Below are 17,600 nucleotides of genomic sequence, written 5' to 3' on the forward strand. Positions count from 1 at the left end.
TTTCGGGGTTGCACGTTGCCCGCTTGACCTTTGGGGCGGGACTGGTAGGAGTGCGCCACGAGAAAAGGACCCAAGCTATGAACCTGTTTGCCGATATCCGCAGCCTTGTGATCGACGCCCTGAACGCGATGGTTGCCGAGGCAGCATTGCCCGAAGGCCTGAGCTTTGACAACGTGACTGTCGAACCGCCACGCGATGCGGCCCATGGCGACATGGCGACCAACGCTGCGATGGTGCTGGCGAAGCCTGCCAAGATGAAGCCTCGCGACATCGCCGAGGCTCTGGCGGCCAAGTTGGTTGAAGACGCACGGATCGACACTGTCGATGTGGCCGGACCCGGCTTTCTGAACCTGCGTTTGGATGCGGTGATCTGGACCAAGCTGGTAGAACAGGTTCTGGCGTCTGATCACTATGGCCAATCGTCGATGGGGGCGGGGCAAAAGGTGAATGTGGAATATGTGTCGGCCAACCCGACCGGCCCGCTTCATGTGGGTCACACGCGGGGTGCGGTATTTGGTGACGCGCTTGCCAGTTTGCTGGAATACGCCGGTCATGATGTGACGCGCGAGTATTATATCAACGATGGCGGCGCGCAGGTCGATGTGTTGGCGCGGTCCGTTTACCTGCGGTATCTCGAAGCGCACGGTCAGGCCGTCGCGTTCGAAGATGGCACCTATCCCGGCGATTATCTGGTTCCGCTGGGCCACGCGCTGAAAGACAGGGTTGGTGACGCCTATGTCGGTAAGGGCGAACAGTTCTGGTTGGCCGAAATCCGTGAGTTTGCCACCGAAGCCATGCTGGGCCTGATCCGCGAGGATCTGGCGATGCTGGGGGTGAAGATGGATGTCTTCTTCTCGGAAAAATCGCTGTATGGCACGGGGCGCATCGAAGCGGCCCTTGAAGCCTTGGAAAGCAAGGGCTTGATCTACGAAGGTGTGTTGGAGCCGCCGAAGGGCAAAACGCCTGAAGATTGGGAGCCGCGCAAGCAGACATTGTTCAGGTCCACCGATCACGGCGATGATGTCGATCGGCCGGTCAAGAAATCTGATGGCAGCTGGACCTATTTCGCCCCCGACATTGCCTATCATTTCGACAAGATCGAACGCGGCTATGACGCCTTGATTGATGTGTTCGGGGCAGATCATGGTGGCTATGTAAAACGCATGAAAGCCGCGGTATCGGCGCTGTCGGATGGCCGTGTGCCTCTGGATGTGAAGCTGACGCAGCTTGTGAAGCTTTACAAGAATGGTGAACCGTTCAAGATGTCCAAACGGGCGGGCACGTTCGTGACCCTGCGCGACGTGGTGGAACAGGTTGGTTCCGATGTGACCCGTTTCGTGATGCTGACGCGGAAAAACGACGCGCCGCTGGATTTCGATTTCGACAAGGTGTTGGAGCAAAGCCGCGACAACCCCGTGTTCTACGTTCAATACGCCCACGCACGGGTGCGGTCGGTGTTGCGCAAGGCAGAAGATCAGGGGATCGCCCTGACCGACACGCCCAAGATCGAGGACGAGGCCGAAGTTGCGGTGGCCAAAAAGCTGGCCGAATGGCCGCGCCTCGTCGAGATTGCCGCGCGCACCCATGAGCCCCACAGGATCGCGTTTTACCTCTATGAGCTTGCCTCGGATTTCCACAGCCTGTGGAACCGCGGCAATGACAAAGCTGAACTGCGCTTCCTTCAGGATGGCAATAACGCATCATCAGCGGCGAAAATCGCCCTACCGCGCGCAGTAGCCGTTGTTATTTCGGCCGGCTTGGGTATTTTGGGCGTCACCCCGGCTGAGGAAATGCGCTGATCACAAGTGCTGTTCGGTCTTGGGGAGAGGTTGATGCAGTAACCGGAACAGGACGCCGACAGAGCCGAAAACGGCCAGGGTGTCCATCGCCGGATGTGAGGCAAGATGGCAGAAACGAATTGGAGTCACCGCACTCCGCAGGCGACGTATCAGAACCAATATGATCAGGGCCACGCCCCAGCATATCGACCGGAGCCTCCGGTCGTTGATCCGAGACATACCATGGCAGCGTCGCGGCATGTTCATCCCGCCCACGGTGGGCCCGCGCCGCATCCGCAACAACACCCGTCACATCATCACCCGCATCTGAGCGCGGTGCCCTATGGGCATGACGCGCCGATGGCAGACCTGACCGAAGACCCGACACAGACCGACCCCGGTGCCATGGGCGGGCCTGCCGCACCTGGTGGGCTTGGAACAGTCTTCAATTACGTCGGAGCCGCCCTGTCGTTGGCGTTGATCGTCGGGCTGGGTGTCTGGGGCTACAAGCTGGCGGTGCGCGACGTGACGGGTATTCCGGTCGTGCGTGCGCTGGAAGGCCCAATGCGTGTGCAACCTGACAATCCCGGCGGCCTTTCGGCGGCCCATCAGGGTTTGGCTGTGAACAGCGTTCAGTCCGAAGGCCAAGCCTCTGCCCCGGCTGACCGGCTTGTCTTGGCCCCCGCACCTGATGAACTTGCCGACGAGGATATCGCCACCCAGGTATCTGCGCGCAGCGATACATCGCCATCGGAACTCTTGCCCCTGCAAGAGGCATCCGCTGTCATACCTGTGCCCGAACCGCTGCCGGTGGACCCGGTCGCTGCTGCGTTGGCGATTGCCGAACGCGTGGCCGCCAGCGCCGAACCGCTAAGCAGCGATGCTGTGGTGGCCGCTGTCGCCGCAGCTCCAGAAACTGCGCCTGCTGCCGAGGCTGCCGACGGGCCGAAGATCATCCCGGCCTCGGTTCCCGGCGTGCGCCAATCGCCGCGCCCCGAAGGCCGACCGATGGATTTGGACACTCGTGTCGCAGCCGCCCCCGCAGCCGGAGCCGCCAACGGTGTGGCCGCCGTCACCGATGTCGCCCCTGACCAGATCGCCGCTGGCACCCGTCTGGTTCAATTGGGCGCGTTTGACAGCGCCGACGTGGCGCGTGCCGAATGGGACAAGCTTGCTGTGCGCTTCGAAGACTATTTGGACGGTAAATCGCGGGTCATCCAACAGGCACAATCAGGTGGCAAAACCTTCTATCGCCTGCGCGCGATGGGGTTCGAAGATCTGGCCGATGCGCGTCGGTTCTGTTCGGTGCTGATGGCCTCGAAAGCTGCGTGCATACCGGTCGTAAACCGGTAAAATCATGACAGGGCAGGGCGCCTATATCTTCGGTTGCAAGGGGCTACAGCTTACCCCGGACGAACGAAGTTTTTTTGAACGCGCCCAGCCTTGGGGCTTCATTCTGTTCGGCCGTAATGTCGAAACCCCCGATCAGCTCCGCGCGCTGACCGCCGAGCTGCGCGGCGCGGTTGGTCGTGATGCCCCGATCTTTATCGACCAAGAAGGTGGGCGCGTGGCGCGGATGACCGGGCCGCATTGGCGCGAATGGTTGCCTGCGCTGGATCAGGTGACGCTGAACAAACGCGACGCCCTGCGCACGCTCTTTATCCGGTATCGCCTGATCGCCGATGAATTGTTGGCCGTCGGCATCGACGGAAACTGTGCGCCAATCGCTGACATTGCCAACGCCGACACCCATCCTATCCTGCGCAACCGCTGTTACGGCGAAGATGTTGTGCGCGTGGCTGAACGCGCAGGCACGGTGGCGCAAGCGCTTCTGGAAGGCGGCGTCTTGCCAGTGGTCAAGCACATCCCCGGCCACGGGCGCGCCAATTTGGACAGCCACAAAGTGTTGCCGCACGTGAAAACCAAGGCCAAGGAATTGGCGCGCACAGATTTCATGGCGTTTGAACCCTTGGCCGGACTGCCCATCGGCATGACCGCGCATATCGTCTACGAAGATATCGACGCTGAAAACCCTGCCACGCAAAGCCCCGCGGTGATTAAGCTGATCCGCGACCGGATCGGGTTTGGCGGCCTGTTGATGACCGATGATCTGTCGATGCAGGCGTTGTCGGGCCCGCTGTCTCTGCGCGCGCGCCGGTCGTTGCAGGCCGGGTGCGACATGGTCCTGCATTGCAACGGTGTGTTGGAGCAAATGGAAGAGGTTGCTGACGCCACCGGGCCGCTGGGCGGCCCCGCCCAGGCACGCGCTGATGACGCGCTGACATGGCGCAGGTCCCCCGATCCCATTGACATTCCCGCGCTTGACACCGAGTTTCAGAACCTGATGACAGGTCAGGGGTCTGAACGGGCGGCGGATGAACGAGACTGACGAATTTGAAAGCGACGCGATGTCGGTCTCGGAACGCTTGGCGGCCGAGGCTTTGATCGTTGATGTCGAGGGGTATGAAGGCCCGCTTGACCTGCTGTTGACGTTGAGCCGCACCCAGAAGGTTGACCTGCGCAAGGTCTCGGTTCTGGAACTGGCCGAACAATATCTGGGGTTTGTGGAAAAGGCGCGCCACCTGCGCATCGAACTGGCGGCGGACTATCTGGTGATGGCGGCGTGGCTGGCGTTTCTGAAATCCCGCCTGTTGTTGCCACCTGATCCGTCTGAAGACGGCCCGTCAGGCGAAGAACTGGCAGCCCACCTCGCGTTCCAGCTTGAACGCCTTCAGGGGATGCGTGATGCGGCGGCCAAGCTGATGGCGCGCGACCAGTTGGGGCGCGATTTCTTTGCCCGCGGTATTCCCGAAGACGTGACGCGCGTGCGCCGCGTGACCTATACCGCGACCCTTCTGGACCTGATGCAGGGTTACGCACGCATCCGCACCAAGGATGAATTCCGCCCCTTCGTCATGGACCGTGACGCGGTGATGACGATGGAACAGGCGCTGGACCGGATGCGGGGGCTGATCGGTTATGCGGGCGACTGGACCGACCTGACCTCGTATCTGCCGGAAGGCTGGCAAACCGACCCCGCGCGCCGCCGCTCGGCCACCGCCGCAAATTTTGCAGCCACGCTGGAACTTGCCAAACGTGGTGCCGTAGAACTTAGACAGGGGGAGGTCTTTTCCCCCATTCAGATCCGCAGGAAGACACATGACGGATGATGTAACGCGTGACGATGTAACCGCCGACAAGGGGGCAGCCGCGCCCAATGACAGCCTGTTTGAGGCCCCGCCGATGGGCGAACAGGAACGCATGGTCGAAGCCATCCTGTTTGCCTCTGCCGAGCCTGTGACGGTCAAGGAACTTGAGGCGCGCATGCCGCATGGGTCAGACGCCGCTGAAGCGCTGGTCTATCTGCGCAAACGCTATGAAGGGCGGGGCGTGTCGGTGGTGAAGGTCGGCGACGCGTGGGCCATTCGCACCGCGCCGGACCTTGGCTATCTGATGCAGAAAGAAACGGTTGAGACGCGCAAACTGTCGCGCGCCGCCATCGAAACGCTGGCGATCATCGCCTATCACCAACCTGTCACCCGCGCCGAGATCGAAGAAATCCGTGGTGTCTCGGTCAGTCGCGGCACTGTGGATCAGTTGATCGAAATGGAGTGGATCCGTTTTGGCCGCCGCCGTATGACACCGGGCCGTCCGGTGACGTTTGTCGTGACCCAGATTTTCATGGACCATTTCGGACTGGAAAGCGCGCGCGACCTGCCGGGGCTGAAAGAACTGCGCTCGGCTGGCCTTCTGGAAAGCCGCCCGCCGCCCGGAACCCTACCCGGCCCGGACACGGATGACGAAGATGAAAGCCCTGAAGGCCAGTCAGAGCTGTTCGAGGACTAAGCGAGCCCGCGCGCGATCTGCGGCATGTCTTGTGAAGGGACATGAAAATACCCAAATATTGGGATAGACTGCGCCTGAGCAGGCAAAGGAAACACGGATATGAATGTGAACCAGATCATCAATATGATCATCCGTCGGGTGACCCGTCAGTTGGTTAACAAAGGCGTTGATGCCGGGATTGATATGGCGGCGCGGCGCGGCAAGTCCGACGACGAGATGTCGCCAGAAGACAAGGCGCGCGCGCGTCAGAGCAAGGACTTGGCCAACCGTGCCCGGAAGGCGCAGAAAGTGTCACGCAAGCTGTTCTGATACCGCGGTATGGCCAGACAAAACGTCATACGGATTTGAAATGCTTAGATAATTTCAATCCCTGCCCCTGATAGTTCGATTTGATATCTTCCCCATAAAGGGCGCTCGGCCGGTCCGACATCTTCTCATAGACCAGCCGTCCAACAACCTGTCCGTGTTCCAGCACAAATGGCGCTTCGTGACAGCGCACTTCAAGCACGCCGCGCGACCCTGAGCCACCCGCGGCGTCATAGCCAAAGCCCGGATCGAAGAAGCCTGCATAATGGACGCGAAACTCGCCGACCATGGCAAGGTAAGGGGCCATTTCGGCGGCGCAATCGGGTGGGATTGCGATGGCTTCACGGCTGACCAGAATATAAAACGCACCGGGGTCCAGGATGATGCGTCCCTCGGTGGTGTGCACCTCTTCCCAATAGTCTGCCGGGTCGTAATGGGCGAGCTTTGACAGATCAACCACGCCGGTGTGCCGTTTGGCGCGGTAACCGACCAGATCGCCCGAGCGCGGTTTCAGATCGACCGAAAACCCCAACCCGTCGGAAATTACCGGATCGCCCGACACGATCGGTGTGCGGGCATGAACCGCGAGCAGTTCGTCATCCGTCAAGATCGTTTTGCCCTGCCGAAAGATGATTTGGTTCAGCAATTGCCCCGGCTGCACGACGACGGAGAAGCTTTGGGGGCAAAGCTCGGCATATAAGGGACCGTCATAGCCTTCGGGCACACGGTCAAACTCGATCCCCTGATCGGTGATCACGCGGGTCATCAGGTCCACCCTGCCAATCGAGCTTTTGGCGCTGGCGGCGGCGGTCATGCCCTGGGGCAGCTGCAGGCGCTCCATCAACGGGACGACATAGACGCAGCCTTTCTCCAGAACGGCACCACCGGTTAGCGTGACCTCGTGCATGGTTAACTGGTCCAGGCGCTGGGTCACGGTGGACCCCTTGCCGGGCAAGAACGAGGCGCGCACACGATAGGCGATGTCACCCAGACGCAGATCAAGCGATGCGGGTTGAATCTGTTCGTTCAGGATCGGGGACGAGGCCGCGATTGCGCCGCCCACGACCATCTGCTTGATCTGGTGGTCTGCCAAAACGCCGGTTTTCATGCCCATCCTCCCCTTGATCCTGATCGCGGATACAAAAACACCCGCCCGAAAGTCGGGCGGGCGGTTTTGAATTTGGTCGGGCTAGCAGGACTCGAACCTGCGACCTTCCGTCCCCCAGACGGACGCGCTACCAGGCTGCGCCATAGCCCGACTGGAGACCTTACATAGTGATTTTCGCAGGCAGGGCAAGCGGGAAACGGCAGGAAAGTCATGTTTCGCCTGTCCTTTTTCGGGGCGCGACAAAGCGGGGGCCGCAAGCGCTGCCTATGGCTGGCGCCCACGCGCCTGACGCATCTGTGCGGCCAGCGTCTCAAGGCGATCAGCAAGTGCCTGCACCGCTGCAATATGCGCGTCGGTGCCATTGGTCCGCGCTTTACGCAGGGACACGGCAAGGATCGGGGCGTCTGCGATGGCATCCTCATCCGACGGATCATCAGGGATATGCGTGATGTCGGGCAGGGCAGGGCCGCTGGGTGCCGCATCAGCCGAGGGGGGCGATTCGGCTGAAGCTGTTGGGTCGACTGCAACGTCAGAAGCGGTGGGGCCTTCTGGCGTTTCGACTGCGGGAACAGGGTCAGAGGTCACATCATCTGGTGCAGACGCTGCCGTTTCTGCGTCAATTCGCTGGCTGATGTCGTGCTGGTCACCGGCGGTCGTCGCAGCCTCAGCGGCGACCTCTGACGGGGCGTCAGGTGCTGTGTCAGGCTTGGTGTCAGACGTGTCCACGTGCTCTGCGGCTTTCGATGCGTCAACATGTTCGGCTTTTGTCGTGTCCTGCATGGGCATGTCAGGCTCGACGTCGGTCTCGACGATCTCGGCATCCTCGACCAAATCGGCCTCAGCGCGTTCGCGCGGCTCTTTGGGCACCTCGGACGTTGTGTCGGTGGATTGCACGTCAAGCGGCACCACATTTGAGGGCGTCACATCGCGCATATCGTCGCTGTCCAGTGATGGCGACATGGCGGCCACGTGTTTGGCGCCTTCTTCGCGCAAAAGCTTCTGCACACCGCGTATGGTCATGCCATCTTCGTGCAGAAGTTTGCGAATGCCGCCCAAGAGCTCCATGTCCGACGGACGATAGTAGCGACGGCCACCCGCCCGTTTAACCGGTTTGACCTGACTGAACCGACTTTCCCAGAACCGCAGAACATGGGTCGGCACGCCCAACCATTCGGCCACCTCGCTGATGGTGCGAAAGGCGTCAGGAGACTTCTTTTCCATGCTCAGACCTGTCCGTTCTACTGGTTATCAAATGGCGTGACCCGCACACAGCCCCACGCGCAGGATCAGCGTTTGTTGCCGTCTGCGACCCGGTCTTTCATAAGGTGCGACGGGCGGAAGGTCAGCACACGACGCGGCAAGATCGGCACTTCTTCGCCGGTTTTTGGGTTGCGCCCGACGCGCGCGGCTTTGTCTCGGACGGAAAAGGTGCCGAAGGACGAGATTTTGACGCTTTCGCCGTCGACAAGAGAATCGGAGATGTGGCCCAGAACGGTTTCGACAAGCTGCGCGCTTTCGTTGCGCGATAAGCCCACTTCGCGGAACACCGCCTCGCTCAGATCCATCCTGGTCAAAGTCTTTTCACTCATGCTGTCCCCCTGAAATGATTTCCGGAAGCATGGGAGGTTTGAATTTCCGAGTCAATATCAATGACTTGTTCTGTTGGTCTGCCCCGGTCGTTCAGGCCAAGGCCACGGCCTACCAGCGAAGGACCACAGCCCCCCACGCCAAACCACCCCCGATTGCCTCGGTGACCAGAATGTCGCCCTGCTTAATCTTGCCCTCGGCCTGTGCGACCGACAAGGCCAGCGGGATCGACGCGGCCGAGGTGTTGCCATGATCTTGAAGCGTGACGACCACCCGATCCATCGGCACACCCATTTTCTTGGCGGTGCCCTGAATGATGCGGATATTGGCCTGATGGGGCACGATCCAGTCAACATCTTCATCGGTCAGGCCGACCTTGGTCAGCGCAGTTTCAGCGGTTTCGGTAAGCTTTCCAACGGCTTGGCGGAATAGGGGGTTGCCTTGCATGCGCAAATGGCCCGATGTCTGCGTGGTCGACACACCGCCATCGACATAGAGCATGTCGCGCATCCGCCCATCTGAATTGAGGTCCGCCGACAAGATGCCACGGTCCGTGGTGTCGCCTTTGCCGTCTTGCGCCTCAAGCACCAGTGCGCCGGCGCCATCACCGAACAGCACGCAGGTGGCGCGGTCGGTCATGTCGAGGATCCGCGAGAACGTCTCGGCGCCGATCACGAGCACACGATCAGCCTGTCCCGCCATAATCAGCGCGTTCGCATTGGTCAGCGCAAAAACGAAGCCTGCACAGACGGCTTGCACATCAAAACCGAAGCCACGTGTCATGCCCAGTTCGTTTTGAACCATGGTCGCAACAGATGGAAAGGTCAGGTCAGGGGTCGAGGTCGCCAGAATGATCGCGTCGATATCGTCCACCACCAACCCCGCATTGGACAGTGCGGCGCGGGCGGCATGGGCTGCCATTTGCGAGGTGGTTTCCCCCTCGGCGGCAAAGTGGCGCCGTTCGATGCCAGAGCGGGTGCGAATCCATTCGTCCGTGGTGTCCACGATGTCTTCGAAAAAAGAATTCGGGACAACGCGTTCAGGCAGATAGTGCCCGACGCCTTTGACCACGGCGCGTCTTATCATTCTTGCTGCTCACCTTGCCGGCTTTCCGTAGCGACATCTTGGCGTGATGCGTCCCCGGATGCAACCCGAGCTGCGAGCTTCTGGTTGAAACCGCTTTTGCCCAGTTGAAAGGCCAGCCGGACCGCTGCGGAAATACCTGTGGCATCTGCTGATCCGTGGCTTTTCACAACCGTCCCGTTCAGGCCTAGGAACACACCGCCATTGTTGCGGCTGGGGTCCACGCGCTGGCCCATACGCTTCAGCGGTCCCATTGCCAGAACGGCGGCGATCTTGGAGAAGATCGTGGCGCCGAACGCCTCGCGCAACAGACCGGAAATCAGTTTGGCTGTGCCTTCGCCGGTTTTCAGGGCGACATTTCCGGTGAACCCGTCGGTGACGATCACATCGACGCGATCCGACGGAAGATCAACCCCTTCAATGAAGCCGACAAAGTCGATTTGCGCGCCATCTGCGGCATTCGAGATCAGCTCATGCGCCGCCTTCAATTCGCTGCGGCCTTTGTGTTCTTCGGTCCCGACATTCAACAACCCGACGCGGGGGCGGTTGATGCCCAGCCCGTTGCGCGCATAGGACGCGCCCATCATGGCATATTGCAGCAGGTCGTTTTCATCGGCGCGCACATCGGCACCCACATCCAGCATCACGTTGAACCCGGACGGGTTGTGCGACGGCCAGAGGCAGGCGATGGCGGGGCGGTTGATGCCGGGCAGCTTGCGCAGGCGCACCATCGACAACAGCATCAGCGCACCGGTGTTGCCGCAGCTGACCGCCACATCGGCGTCGCCGTCGCGCACCGCCTCGATTGCCGACCACATAGAGGTCTTCTGACCGTTGCGCATCACATGGCTGGGTTTGTCATCCATCGTGACGACTTCGTCGGCGTGACGCACTTCGCACACCTCGGACAGGCCCTTGGTGCGGGCGATCAGTTGGTCAAGTTCTGACTTGTTGCCGTGCAGGATGAACCCGATATCCGGGTTCTTGTCCGCAGACAGCGCAAGACCGGCAACAACGGCTGCCGGTCCAAGATCTCCGCCCATGGCGTCGACCGATACGATTGTGCGTTTGGGGGCGTCCATTGTCATTCTTCATCCCATGCTCGGGGATTTTCTGACACGACCACCCGCGTCGGGCAAGAGCCTTACGCCGCGTCTTCGTCGTCAAACTCGACTTCGTCGGCAATTGCGACCACTTCACGGTCGTCATAATGGCCGCACGAAGGGCACACGTGGTGAGGGCGCTTCAGCTCGCCGCAGTTCGAACATTCGTTCGGGTTTGCAGCAACCAGAGCGTCATGTGCACGACGGTTGTTGCGACGCGACTTTGATACTTTGTTCTGTTGGACAGCCATCGTCTCAACCTTTGGAATTCGGGGGCATAGAGCCCGGTGTATTTCTGGGGCGGGATCGCCCGGTGTTCTCAAGTCATTCCTGAGTCTCGGCGCCTCATACGCTCTTTGCGGTGCGCTGTCCAACCCATCTTGTGGAAGAAGGCGGGAAAATACTGGGATTCGCTCGCGGCGCAAGGGGGTAATTGCACCGAATTCGGCAGATTTCCGTCGTTTTTGCACGCTTATCGGTGAATACCCCGGATCTGCGTCACAATTAGGCGCTTTGGCACCCTATGCAGCCCCACCTTCACCACCTTCGCCATCATCGCTGTCGCTGTTGTCACCGAATTTGTCGCGCAAGGCGGCCAGCCCGGCAAACGGTTTGGCATCTTCGTCGGTCATCGGTTTGGCGTCAGGTTCGGTAAAGATCAGCTCTCCCGTCTGTGCACCCTCGGCGCGGGGGTATTGCGGCAGCGCAAGCGCAAGCGCCTCGATCATCACCTGTCCCAGATCGATCACCTCGGTCAGCGGTTCGGTGCTGACATCCCCAGCCATCTCGACCTCGGATAAGGTGGTGTCCGTTTCGGGCATGTTCTGCAGCCAGCGCAGATCGACAGTGTCTTCCAGCCGCGTGGTGACAGGTGCCAACGTGACGACACAGTCCTGAACGACGGTGGCGCCAAGCTGCGCCTGCATCTGCCAGTCACGCTTGCCCAAAGGACGCAACGCGCCCGTGAAGCGCAGTTTGCGCAGCCCGGTCAGACCCAGATAGGCAGCGATTGCGTCGCAGTCCTGTGCGGACGGCACCAGTTCGAAAGATGTCGGCGCACTGGTGGAAAGCGCAGCAGGCCGCACCGGATGGGTATAGGGCAGGGCGTCCGAAAGGGGGTCCGCGCCATTGGGTGTCTCAGTCATCTTGCGTCTCCGCGTCCTGTGGTGGATATTCCGACCGGGGTCGGGACATCCAAGAGGGTGTCACGTGCCGGGTGATCGTTTCTTGAACCAGCGGCGATCCTAGGCTAAGCCGATACCCAAGAGCGAGTAGCTAAGGCAAGGGGGGCGGCATGTCTAATCTGCACCAGATAGGCAAAAACATCAGCAAGGCAGTCACTGCATTGCTGCTGGTTGCAGTCGTAAGCGGCTGTTCTGCAACCTTTCGCAACCATGGCTACATGCCACCGAACGAGGATGTCGATCTGATCGTGGTCGGCAAGGACACCCGCGAGACGGTTGCGGCCGCCATCGGCAAACCGGGCACGGCGGGGCTGTTGGCTGACAGTGGCTATTACTATGTGCGCTCGCGGTTCAAGCACTACCTCTATAACGCACCGCAAGAAATTGACCGCGAAGTGCTTGCGGTCTCGTTCACCGAAAAGGGCGTCGTTGAAAACATCGAGCGGTTTGGCCTGGAAGACGGGCGGGTCGTAGTGCTTGAGCGTCGCGTGACAGACAGCAACATCAAAGGCGTTGGGTTCCTGCGCCAGCTGTTCGGGTCGATCGGACGCATCGACGTGGCAGAGCAGTTGACCGGGCGCTAGACGCCCGGCCAGAATTGCCAACGAATAGAAACGAATAGATAAAGCGCGGGGCTGTCACGGCCGCCGCGCCTTTTTCGTTTGCCAACCTTCAAGAGGGCGTCAGGCGTCCGTGTCGTCGGTGGCCTGATCCGGTTCGAAATCCAGCGCAACCCCGTTGATGCAATACCGCAAGCCGGTCGGGCCGGGGCCGTCGGGAAAAACATGCCCCAAATGGGCGTCGCAATTGGCGCACAGCACCTCGGTGCGGCGCATGCCGTGGCTGGTATCGACCTTTTCCGCCACTGGGGCGGTGTCGCGCGGGGCAGAAAAAGCGGGCCAGCCGCAGCCGCTTTCAAACTTCTCGGCCTTGTCGAACAGGGGTTCACCACAGCATGTGCAGCGAAAGACGCCGTCGCCTTCGGGAAATCCGGGATGCGAAAAGGCGCGTTCGGTCGCCGCATTACGGGTCACTTGAAAAGTAAGCTCGTCGCCAAGTGCGTCGCGCCATTCCGCTTCGGTTTTCTTGATCTTCGCCATAAGGCCTCCTTTTCTATCCGGTCAGGAACAACATCATCCAGTTGCACCTTGCGGCGGTCGTGTGCCGCAGACATATTTAGGAACGAAAGCGCGTTGCGCCAAGGGCGGAGAGCCTTGATGCCGAGTATGTGTAAAGCCCGATACAGGGCAAGGTTTGCCGATGACGCCCGTGATCTGCGTGCCGCGCAAGCCTTGCGCCACCGTTGCTTTCGCAAAGGCAACGGGGTCGACAGCGACCGTTTCGATGACCTGTGCCGACATGTGTTGGTCGATGATGCCACGTCAGGGCAGCTTGCCGCCTGTTTCCGGTTGTTCCCATTGGCGGAAGGGCACCAGATCCATGACAGCTACTCTGCGCAGTTCTATGACCTGACGGCACTTGGCCAGCTCAAGGCCCCGATGGTCGAGGTCGGCCGGTTCTGCATCGACCCAGAGGCCAAGGATGGGGTCGAGGCGCTGCGCGTCGCGTGGGGATCAATAGCGCGGTATGTGGACGAGCAGGGGATTGCAATGCTGTTCGGTTGTTCCACGTTTCATGGCACCGACCCGATCCAATACCGCGACGCCTTCGCGGTCTTGCACGACCGGCATATGGCGCCCAAGCGCTGGCGGCCTCGCATCAAGGCCCCGCACGTTATCCGATTCTCGCAAGATACAGACCATGTGCCGGATCTGAAACGCGCCGCGCAAACAATGCCGCCGCTTCTGCGGTCGTATCTGGTGATGGGGGGCGGCGTGTCGGACCATGCTGTGGTTGATCGCGATCTGGACACGCTGCATGTGTTCACCGGCGTCGAGGTGAACGCGGTGCCGCCGGCGCGGGCACGCCTGTTGCGCGCGCTTGCAGGCGCGCAGGCTGGTTGACGTCATGGCGTCAATTGCCTAACCCGGCGCCATGGCTCGTATACCTCTTCTACAATTGACCGATATCTCGCTGACCTTTGGCGGCGATCCGGTTTTTGATGGTCTGGATTTGGTCATCCAACCCGGCGACCGGGTTGCGCTGGTTGGCCGGAACGGGTCGGGCAAGTCCACCCTGATGAAGGTCATGGCGGGGCTGGTCGAACCCGATCGTGGCGCACGGGTTTTGTCGCCCGGCGTGTCGGTGGGGTATATGGAACAACACCCGGATTTGTCCCAATACGCCACTTTGGGCGATTTCGCGGTATCGGGGCTTGAGCCGGGGCAGGACTATCTGGTTGAACGGGTGGCCGAGGGCTTGAAGATGCGGCTGGACGCCCCGGTCGGCACGGCGTCGGGCGGTGAACGGCGGCGCGCGGCGCTGGCCAAGTTGCTGGCCGAGGCGCCTGACCTGATGTTGCTGGACGAACCCACGAACCATTTGGATATCGAAGCCATCGAGTGGTTAGAAGCCGAGCTGACGCAAACGCGCGCGGGTTTTGTTCTGATCAGCCACGACCGCGCCTTTCTGCGGGCGCTGACACGTGCCACGCTTTGGGTGGATCGTGGGCAGGTGCGCCGACAGGAAAAGGGCTTTGAGAATTTCGAAACATGGCGTGACAAAGTCTGGGACGAAGAAGACACCAGCCGCCACAAACTGAACCGCAAGATCAAAGCCGAAGCGCGCTGGGCGGTCGAAGGCATCAGCGCACGGCGCAAGCGAAATCAGGGACGATTGCGCGCCCTTGGCGATCTGAGGGCGGAACGTTCGGCACAGATTTCCCGGCAAGGTGCTGCTGGAATGATGCTTGACGCGGGCCCGAAATCGGGCCGCAAGGTGATCGAGGCGAAAGGCATCTCTAAATCCTACGGTGACCGTGTGATCCTGCGCGACTTCGACCTGCGTGTCATGCGCGGCGAAACCCTTGCGCTTGTGGGGCCGAATGGGGCGGGCAAGACCACGCTGTTGAAAATTCTGATTGGGCACGAGGCACCCGACACGGGAAGTGTCAGTCATGGCACCGGGTTGGAAATCGCAGTGTTCGATCAAAATCGCACCGGGTTGGTCGAAGATGACAGCCTGTGGGAAAATCTGGTGGGTGATCCCGAAATGCGGGTGTCGGGGAAGGCCGATCAGGTGATGGTGCGCGGCACCCCGAAACACGTTGTCGGCTACCTGAAGGAATTCCTGTTCTCTGACGCGCAGGCCCGCGCACCGGTCCGGTCGCTGTCGGGTGGCGAAAAGGCACGCCTGATCTTGGCCAAGATCATGGCGCGGCAATCGAACCTTCTGGTGATGGACGAACCCACCAACGATCTGGACGTTGAAACGCTGGACCTGCTGCAAGAGCTTATTTCAGCCTATGACGGCACGGTTCTGGTGGTCAGCCACGACCGTGATTTTCTGGACCGCGTCGCCGAACGCACCATCGCGATGGAAGGGGACGGCCGCGCCACGATTTATCCCGGTGGCTGGTCGGATTATCAGTCACAGCGCAAGGCGCGCGCGAGTGAGCCAGAGCAAAAAGCCACAAAATCAAAGCCTAACGAGGTGAAGGTCAAGCAAAATCCGCGCCACGAACAGGCAGGCCTTTCTTTCACCGAACAGCACCGTCTTGACGCGCTGCCTGCCGAAATGGACCGTCTGTCTGCCGAGATCGCCAAGCTGGAAGAGTTTCTGATGGACCCCGATCTGTTCACCAAAGAACCGGTGAAGTTCAAGAAAGCATCTGAAGGTTTGGCCCAGCGGCAACATGCCTTGGCCGACGCCGAAGAGGAATGGCTGGCGCTCGAAGAAAAGGCAGAGGCCGCGCGCGGGTGAGGCGGGGCCGCAGGCCCCGCATCTTATCTTTTATACGGGAAGGTGAATGTTGAACCGCGCCCGGATCGCCGCGTCAACTTGCGGGTCAAAGCGCGCACTGCCCCGCTGCGCCAGAATATCCTCTTTCCGCGCGGTGGCGGCAGCGATCAGATCGGGTTTGCCAACCTCGGCCCATTCTTTCGGAGACGTCCGATCGCCAAGGGTCGGATAGACAAAATCTGTCTGCATCCGGCTCAGCGTCTGATCTTCCCCTAGGTAATGACCCGGCCCCCCAAGACAGACCGATCTCATCATTTCGATGCTGACCGAATCCTCAGTGATCTCGATCCCGCGCACGCAGCGCAACGCCTGCCCGACGATGTCGTCGCCAAGGATCAGGCTTTCATGACAGAAGCCCAGAAGCGAAGCGTGCATGCCTGCGGCCTCGTAGACCATGTTCAGACCCGACAGACCGGCCAGCACATTGGAACACATCTGTTCCCAACCGGCCTGCATATCCGGCAGTTTCGAATCCGAGAACCCGGCGGCGGCCCCACCGGGCAGGCCATAGAACTGGTGCATCTGCGCGCAGCCTGCCGTCATCAAAGCCTGTTCGCCCGATCCGCCCGACATCGCCCCGGACCGCAGATCGACCAGGAAGGGCCACGTGCCGAAGATCGCGGGGTGCCCCGGTGCGATTGAATTGACATAGACAACGCCCGCCAGACATTCCGCCACGGCCTGAACGATCGCGCCGGCCAGCGTGGGGGGCGCAGTGGCTGTGGCCATGCCGGCTGACAACAGCAACACGGGCATGCCAGCCGCGATGACCTTCTCCATCACCTGACAGCTTTCGGTGGCGAATTTCATCGGCGGCACGACAAAACAGTTGGTGTTCGACACGAAGGGGCGCGTGCGCCACGCGTCCTCGCCGCCCGCGATCATGTGCAGAAGCTCGATCCCGTCTTCTACAAAGTCGGGCTCTGAAAATGAGACGCCGACATGCTTTTTTGTCCCTGATGTGCAGGCGTAGATTGAGTTCAGGTCCATCTCGCGGTTGTCGGGAATATCCCGGCAGACCATGGGCCGCTGAAGGAAATGGATGTTGTCCAGCTGATCGACGATGCGTGCAGCATCATGCAGGTCCTGAACCGTGCTTTCTCGGTATTCCCGTCCATGTGGGTCGACCATGTGAACTGCCGCGCCTGCGGTGCCGTAATGCACGCGCTTGCCGCTGAGGGTCAGGTCGTGCTGTGGATCGCGACCGCACAGGGTGATGTCCTTGGCCGCCTTGGCCAGCATGTCTTCGACCAATGCGCGTGGGAAGCGAAGGCGCCCGTCATCTCCCAGAATGGCCCCGGCGCGGGTCATATGGTCGATGCCTGATCGCGGGGCATCCGCCAGTCCGATCTGTTCGAGCGCGTCCAACGCTGCGGCATGGATGCGCGCGATGCCATCCGGCGAAAGCGGCGTGTATGTTCCGCCTTCCATCCCCGGGCGCACTGGGCGAAGGTCACGGGACAAAGGCGCTGAACGAAGGGCTTGCCGGGCGAGGCGACCACCAGAGCGGCGGGCAGAGGAATTGGTCATGTGAGAAACCTGAGGATAAGGGCAAGGAATGGCGACAAAATTGCGCCTTCAGGGCCGCCCGCGCGCGGCGCGCCCACGCTCTGCACCGATGGTGCGCGTGATGATGGTCACGAGCCAGTCCAGTTGGTCCATTCCGCCCCCTCCTGCCGAGCAGCCTGGAAGACAATTTGCGACAGGTCTATCGCGTTTGCGGCATCCCGCGTCGCTCAGGCAG

General features: G+C 60.8%; 18 protein-coding genes and 1 tRNA gene. 9 read left to right on the plus strand and 10 right to left on the minus strand.

What is annotated here, in order from left to right; all coding sequences use genetic code 11:
• Nucleotides 1-77: 77 nt before the first annotated feature.
• From argS to Q0864_RS03890, 6 genes are all read left to right on the plus strand, one after another.
• Nucleotides 78-1,799 carry an arginine--tRNA ligase gene (argS, locus tag Q0864_RS03865; protein ID WP_298566336.1) on the plus strand — a complete coding sequence of 574 codons (1,722 nt, stop codon included), beginning with the start codon at nucleotides 78-80 and terminating at the stop codon, nucleotides 1,797-1,799.
• 339 nt (nucleotides 1,800-2,138) lie between these two features.
• A complete protein-coding gene (locus Q0864_RS03870) occupies nucleotides 2,139-3,131 on the plus strand; it encodes an SPOR domain-containing protein (protein ID WP_298566338.1) in 993 nt (330 codons plus the stop codon).
• Between the two features lie 4 nt (nucleotides 3,132-3,135).
• Entirely contained in the window at nucleotides 3,136-4,167 is a 1,032-nt protein-coding gene (locus Q0864_RS03875) for a glycoside hydrolase family 3 N-terminal domain-containing protein (protein WP_298566339.1), read from the plus strand.
• A complete protein-coding gene (locus tag Q0864_RS03880; protein ID WP_298566340.1) occupies nucleotides 4,154-4,948 on the plus strand; it encodes a ScpA family protein in 795 nt (264 codons plus the stop codon). The genes Q0864_RS03875 and Q0864_RS03880 overlap by 14 nt, the downstream gene beginning before the upstream one ends.
• A gap of 73 nt (nucleotides 4,949-5,021) precedes the next feature.
• Nucleotides 5,022-5,624, plus strand: a complete 603-nt coding sequence (gene scpB / locus Q0864_RS03885; RefSeq protein ID WP_298566785.1) for an SMC-Scp complex subunit ScpB — start codon at nucleotides 5,022-5,024, stop codon at nucleotides 5,622-5,624.
• Nucleotides 5,625-5,723: 99 nt separating this feature from the next.
• On the plus strand, nucleotides 5,724-5,933 hold the full coding sequence (locus tag Q0864_RS03890) for a hypothetical protein (RefSeq protein ID WP_298566342.1): 210 nt from the start codon (nucleotides 5,724-5,726) through the stop codon (nucleotides 5,931-5,933).
• A 25-nt stretch (nucleotides 5,934-5,958) separates the two neighbouring features.
• Here Q0864_RS03890 and Q0864_RS03895 read toward each other — a convergent pair whose 3' ends face one another.
• The 8 genes from Q0864_RS03895 to Q0864_RS03930 form a co-directional block, all read right to left on the minus strand.
• Nucleotides 5,959-7,038, minus strand: coding sequence for a 2'-deoxycytidine 5'-triphosphate deaminase (locus tag Q0864_RS03895; RefSeq protein ID WP_298566343.1), 1,080 nt, complete (start codon nucleotides 7,036-7,038; stop codon nucleotides 5,959-5,961).
• A gap of 73 nt (nucleotides 7,039-7,111) precedes the next feature.
• A tRNA-Pro gene (locus Q0864_RS03900) sits at nucleotides 7,112-7,188 on the minus strand.
• 114 nt (nucleotides 7,189-7,302) lie between these two features.
• On the minus strand, nucleotides 7,303-8,259 hold the full coding sequence (locus Q0864_RS03905; protein ID WP_298566345.1) for a MerR family transcriptional regulator: 957 nt from the start codon (nucleotides 8,257-8,259) through the stop codon (nucleotides 7,303-7,305).
• Nucleotides 8,260-8,324: 65 nt separating this feature from the next.
• Nucleotides 8,325-8,627 (minus strand): integration host factor subunit alpha, encoded by a 303-nt coding sequence (ihfA, locus tag Q0864_RS03910; RefSeq protein WP_298566347.1) that lies wholly within the window; start codon nucleotides 8,625-8,627, stop codon nucleotides 8,325-8,327.
• 109 nt (nucleotides 8,628-8,736) lie between these two features.
• On the minus strand, nucleotides 8,737-9,711 hold the full coding sequence (locus Q0864_RS03915) for a beta-ketoacyl-ACP synthase III (protein WP_298566349.1): 975 nt from the start codon (nucleotides 9,709-9,711) through the stop codon (nucleotides 8,737-8,739).
• Complete coding sequence (gene plsX / locus Q0864_RS03920; protein ID WP_298566351.1) at nucleotides 9,708-10,796, minus strand: phosphate acyltransferase PlsX; 1,089 nt, start codon at nucleotides 10,794-10,796, stop codon at nucleotides 9,708-9,710. The genes Q0864_RS03915 and plsX overlap by 4 nt, the downstream gene beginning before the upstream one ends.
• A 56-nt stretch (nucleotides 10,797-10,852) precedes the next feature.
• Nucleotides 10,853-11,062, minus strand: coding sequence for a 50S ribosomal protein L32 (rpmF, locus tag Q0864_RS03925; RefSeq protein WP_091432397.1), 210 nt, complete (start codon nucleotides 11,060-11,062; stop codon nucleotides 10,853-10,855).
• Nucleotides 11,063-11,332: 270 nt separating this feature from the next.
• Nucleotides 11,333-11,956: a DUF177 domain-containing protein gene (locus tag Q0864_RS03930; RefSeq protein WP_298566360.1), complete on the minus strand. Its 624-nt coding sequence runs from the start codon at nucleotides 11,954-11,956 to the stop codon at nucleotides 11,333-11,335.
• A gap of 149 nt (nucleotides 11,957-12,105) precedes the next feature.
• Here Q0864_RS03930 and bamE point away from each other — a divergent pair, with 149 nt between their 5' ends.
• On the plus strand, nucleotides 12,106-12,579 hold the full coding sequence (bamE, locus tag Q0864_RS03935) for an outer membrane protein assembly factor BamE (RefSeq protein WP_298566362.1): 474 nt from the start codon (nucleotides 12,106-12,108) through the stop codon (nucleotides 12,577-12,579).
• A gap of 99 nt (nucleotides 12,580-12,678) precedes the next feature.
• Here bamE and msrB read toward each other — a convergent pair whose 3' ends face one another.
• Nucleotides 12,679-13,095 carry a peptide-methionine (R)-S-oxide reductase MsrB gene (msrB, locus tag Q0864_RS03940; RefSeq protein WP_298566364.1) on the minus strand — a complete coding sequence of 139 codons (417 nt, stop codon included), beginning with the start codon at nucleotides 13,093-13,095 and terminating at the stop codon, nucleotides 12,679-12,681.
• Nucleotides 13,096-13,212: 117 nt separating this feature from the next.
• Between msrB and Q0864_RS03945 the strand changes: the two genes are divergently transcribed.
• Both Q0864_RS03945 and Q0864_RS03950 read left to right on the plus strand, forming a co-directional pair.
• Nucleotides 13,213-13,959 carry a GNAT family N-acetyltransferase gene (locus Q0864_RS03945; RefSeq protein WP_298566365.1) on the plus strand — a complete coding sequence of 249 codons (747 nt, stop codon included), beginning with the start codon at nucleotides 13,213-13,215 and terminating at the stop codon, nucleotides 13,957-13,959.
• 31 nt (nucleotides 13,960-13,990) lie between these two features.
• Nucleotides 13,991-15,817: an ATP-binding cassette domain-containing protein gene (locus Q0864_RS03950; RefSeq protein WP_298566366.1), complete on the plus strand. Its 1,827-nt coding sequence runs from the start codon at nucleotides 13,991-13,993 to the stop codon at nucleotides 15,815-15,817.
• A gap of 30 nt (nucleotides 15,818-15,847) precedes the next feature.
• Here the strand turns inward: Q0864_RS03950 and Q0864_RS03955 are convergent, their stop codons facing one another.
• A complete protein-coding gene (locus Q0864_RS03955; RefSeq protein ID WP_298566367.1) occupies nucleotides 15,848-17,386 on the minus strand; it encodes a trimethylamine methyltransferase family protein in 1,539 nt (512 codons plus the stop codon).
• Nucleotides 17,387-17,600: the final 214 nt, after the last annotated feature.

It is taken from the genome of uncultured Aliiroseovarius sp., assembly GCF_947497285.1.
Lineage (GTDB): Bacteria > Pseudomonadota > Alphaproteobacteria > Rhodobacterales > Rhodobacteraceae > Aliiroseovarius.

What these genes read in the sequence shown, in the direction of transcription:
- argS (WP_298566336.1), top strand. Translation starts at nt 78, where the DNA reads ATGAACCTGTTTGCCGATATCCGCAGCCTTGTGATCGACGCCCTGAAC.
- Q0864_RS03870 (WP_298566338.1), top strand. Translation starts at nt 2,139, where the DNA reads ATGGCAGACCTGACCGAAGACCCGACACAGACCGACCCCGGTGCCATG.
- Q0864_RS03875 (WP_298566339.1), top strand. Translation starts at nt 3,136, where the DNA reads ATGACAGGGCAGGGCGCCTATATCTTCGGTTGCAAGGGGCTACAGCTT.
- Q0864_RS03880 (WP_298566340.1), top strand. Translation starts at nt 4,154, where the DNA reads ATGAACGAGACTGACGAATTTGAAAGCGACGCGATGTCGGTCTCGGAA.
- scpB (WP_298566785.1), top strand. Translation starts at nt 5,022, where the DNA reads ATGGGCGAACAGGAACGCATGGTCGAAGCCATCCTGTTTGCCTCTGCC.
- Q0864_RS03890 (WP_298566342.1), top strand. Translation starts at nt 5,724, where the DNA reads ATGAATGTGAACCAGATCATCAATATGATCATCCGTCGGGTGACCCGT.
- Q0864_RS03895 (WP_298566343.1), bottom strand. Translation starts at nt 7,038, where the DNA reads ATGAAAACCGGCGTTTTGGCAGACCACCAGATCAAGCAGATGGTCGTG.
- Q0864_RS03905 (WP_298566345.1), bottom strand. Translation starts at nt 8,259, where the DNA reads ATGGAAAAGAAGTCTCCTGACGCCTTTCGCACCATCAGCGAGGTGGCC.
- ihfA (WP_298566347.1), bottom strand. Translation starts at nt 8,627, where the DNA reads ATGAGTGAAAAGACTTTGACCAGGATGGATCTGAGCGAGGCGGTGTTC.
- Q0864_RS03915 (WP_298566349.1), bottom strand. Translation starts at nt 9,711, where the DNA reads ATGATAAGACGCGCCGTGGTCAAAGGCGTCGGGCACTATCTGCCTGAA.
- plsX (WP_298566351.1), bottom strand. Translation starts at nt 10,796, where the DNA reads ATGACAATGGACGCCCCCAAACGCACAATCGTATCGGTCGACGCCATG.
- rpmF (WP_091432397.1), bottom strand. Translation starts at nt 11,062, where the DNA reads ATGGCTGTCCAACAGAACAAAGTATCAAAGTCGCGTCGCAACAACCGT.
- Q0864_RS03930 (WP_298566360.1), bottom strand. Translation starts at nt 11,956, where the DNA reads ATGACTGAGACACCCAATGGCGCGGACCCCCTTTCGGACGCCCTGCCC.
- bamE (WP_298566362.1), top strand. Translation starts at nt 12,106, where the DNA reads ATGTCTAATCTGCACCAGATAGGCAAAAACATCAGCAAGGCAGTCACT.
- msrB (WP_298566364.1), bottom strand. Translation starts at nt 13,095, where the DNA reads ATGGCGAAGATCAAGAAAACCGAAGCGGAATGGCGCGACGCACTTGGC.
- Q0864_RS03945 (WP_298566365.1), top strand. Translation starts at nt 13,213, where the DNA reads ATGCCGAGTATGTGTAAAGCCCGATACAGGGCAAGGTTTGCCGATGAC.
- Q0864_RS03950 (WP_298566366.1), top strand. Translation starts at nt 13,991, where the DNA reads ATGGCTCGTATACCTCTTCTACAATTGACCGATATCTCGCTGACCTTT.
- Q0864_RS03955 (WP_298566367.1), bottom strand. Translation starts at nt 17,386, where the DNA reads ATGACCAATTCCTCTGCCCGCCGCTCTGGTGGTCGCCTCGCCCGGCAA.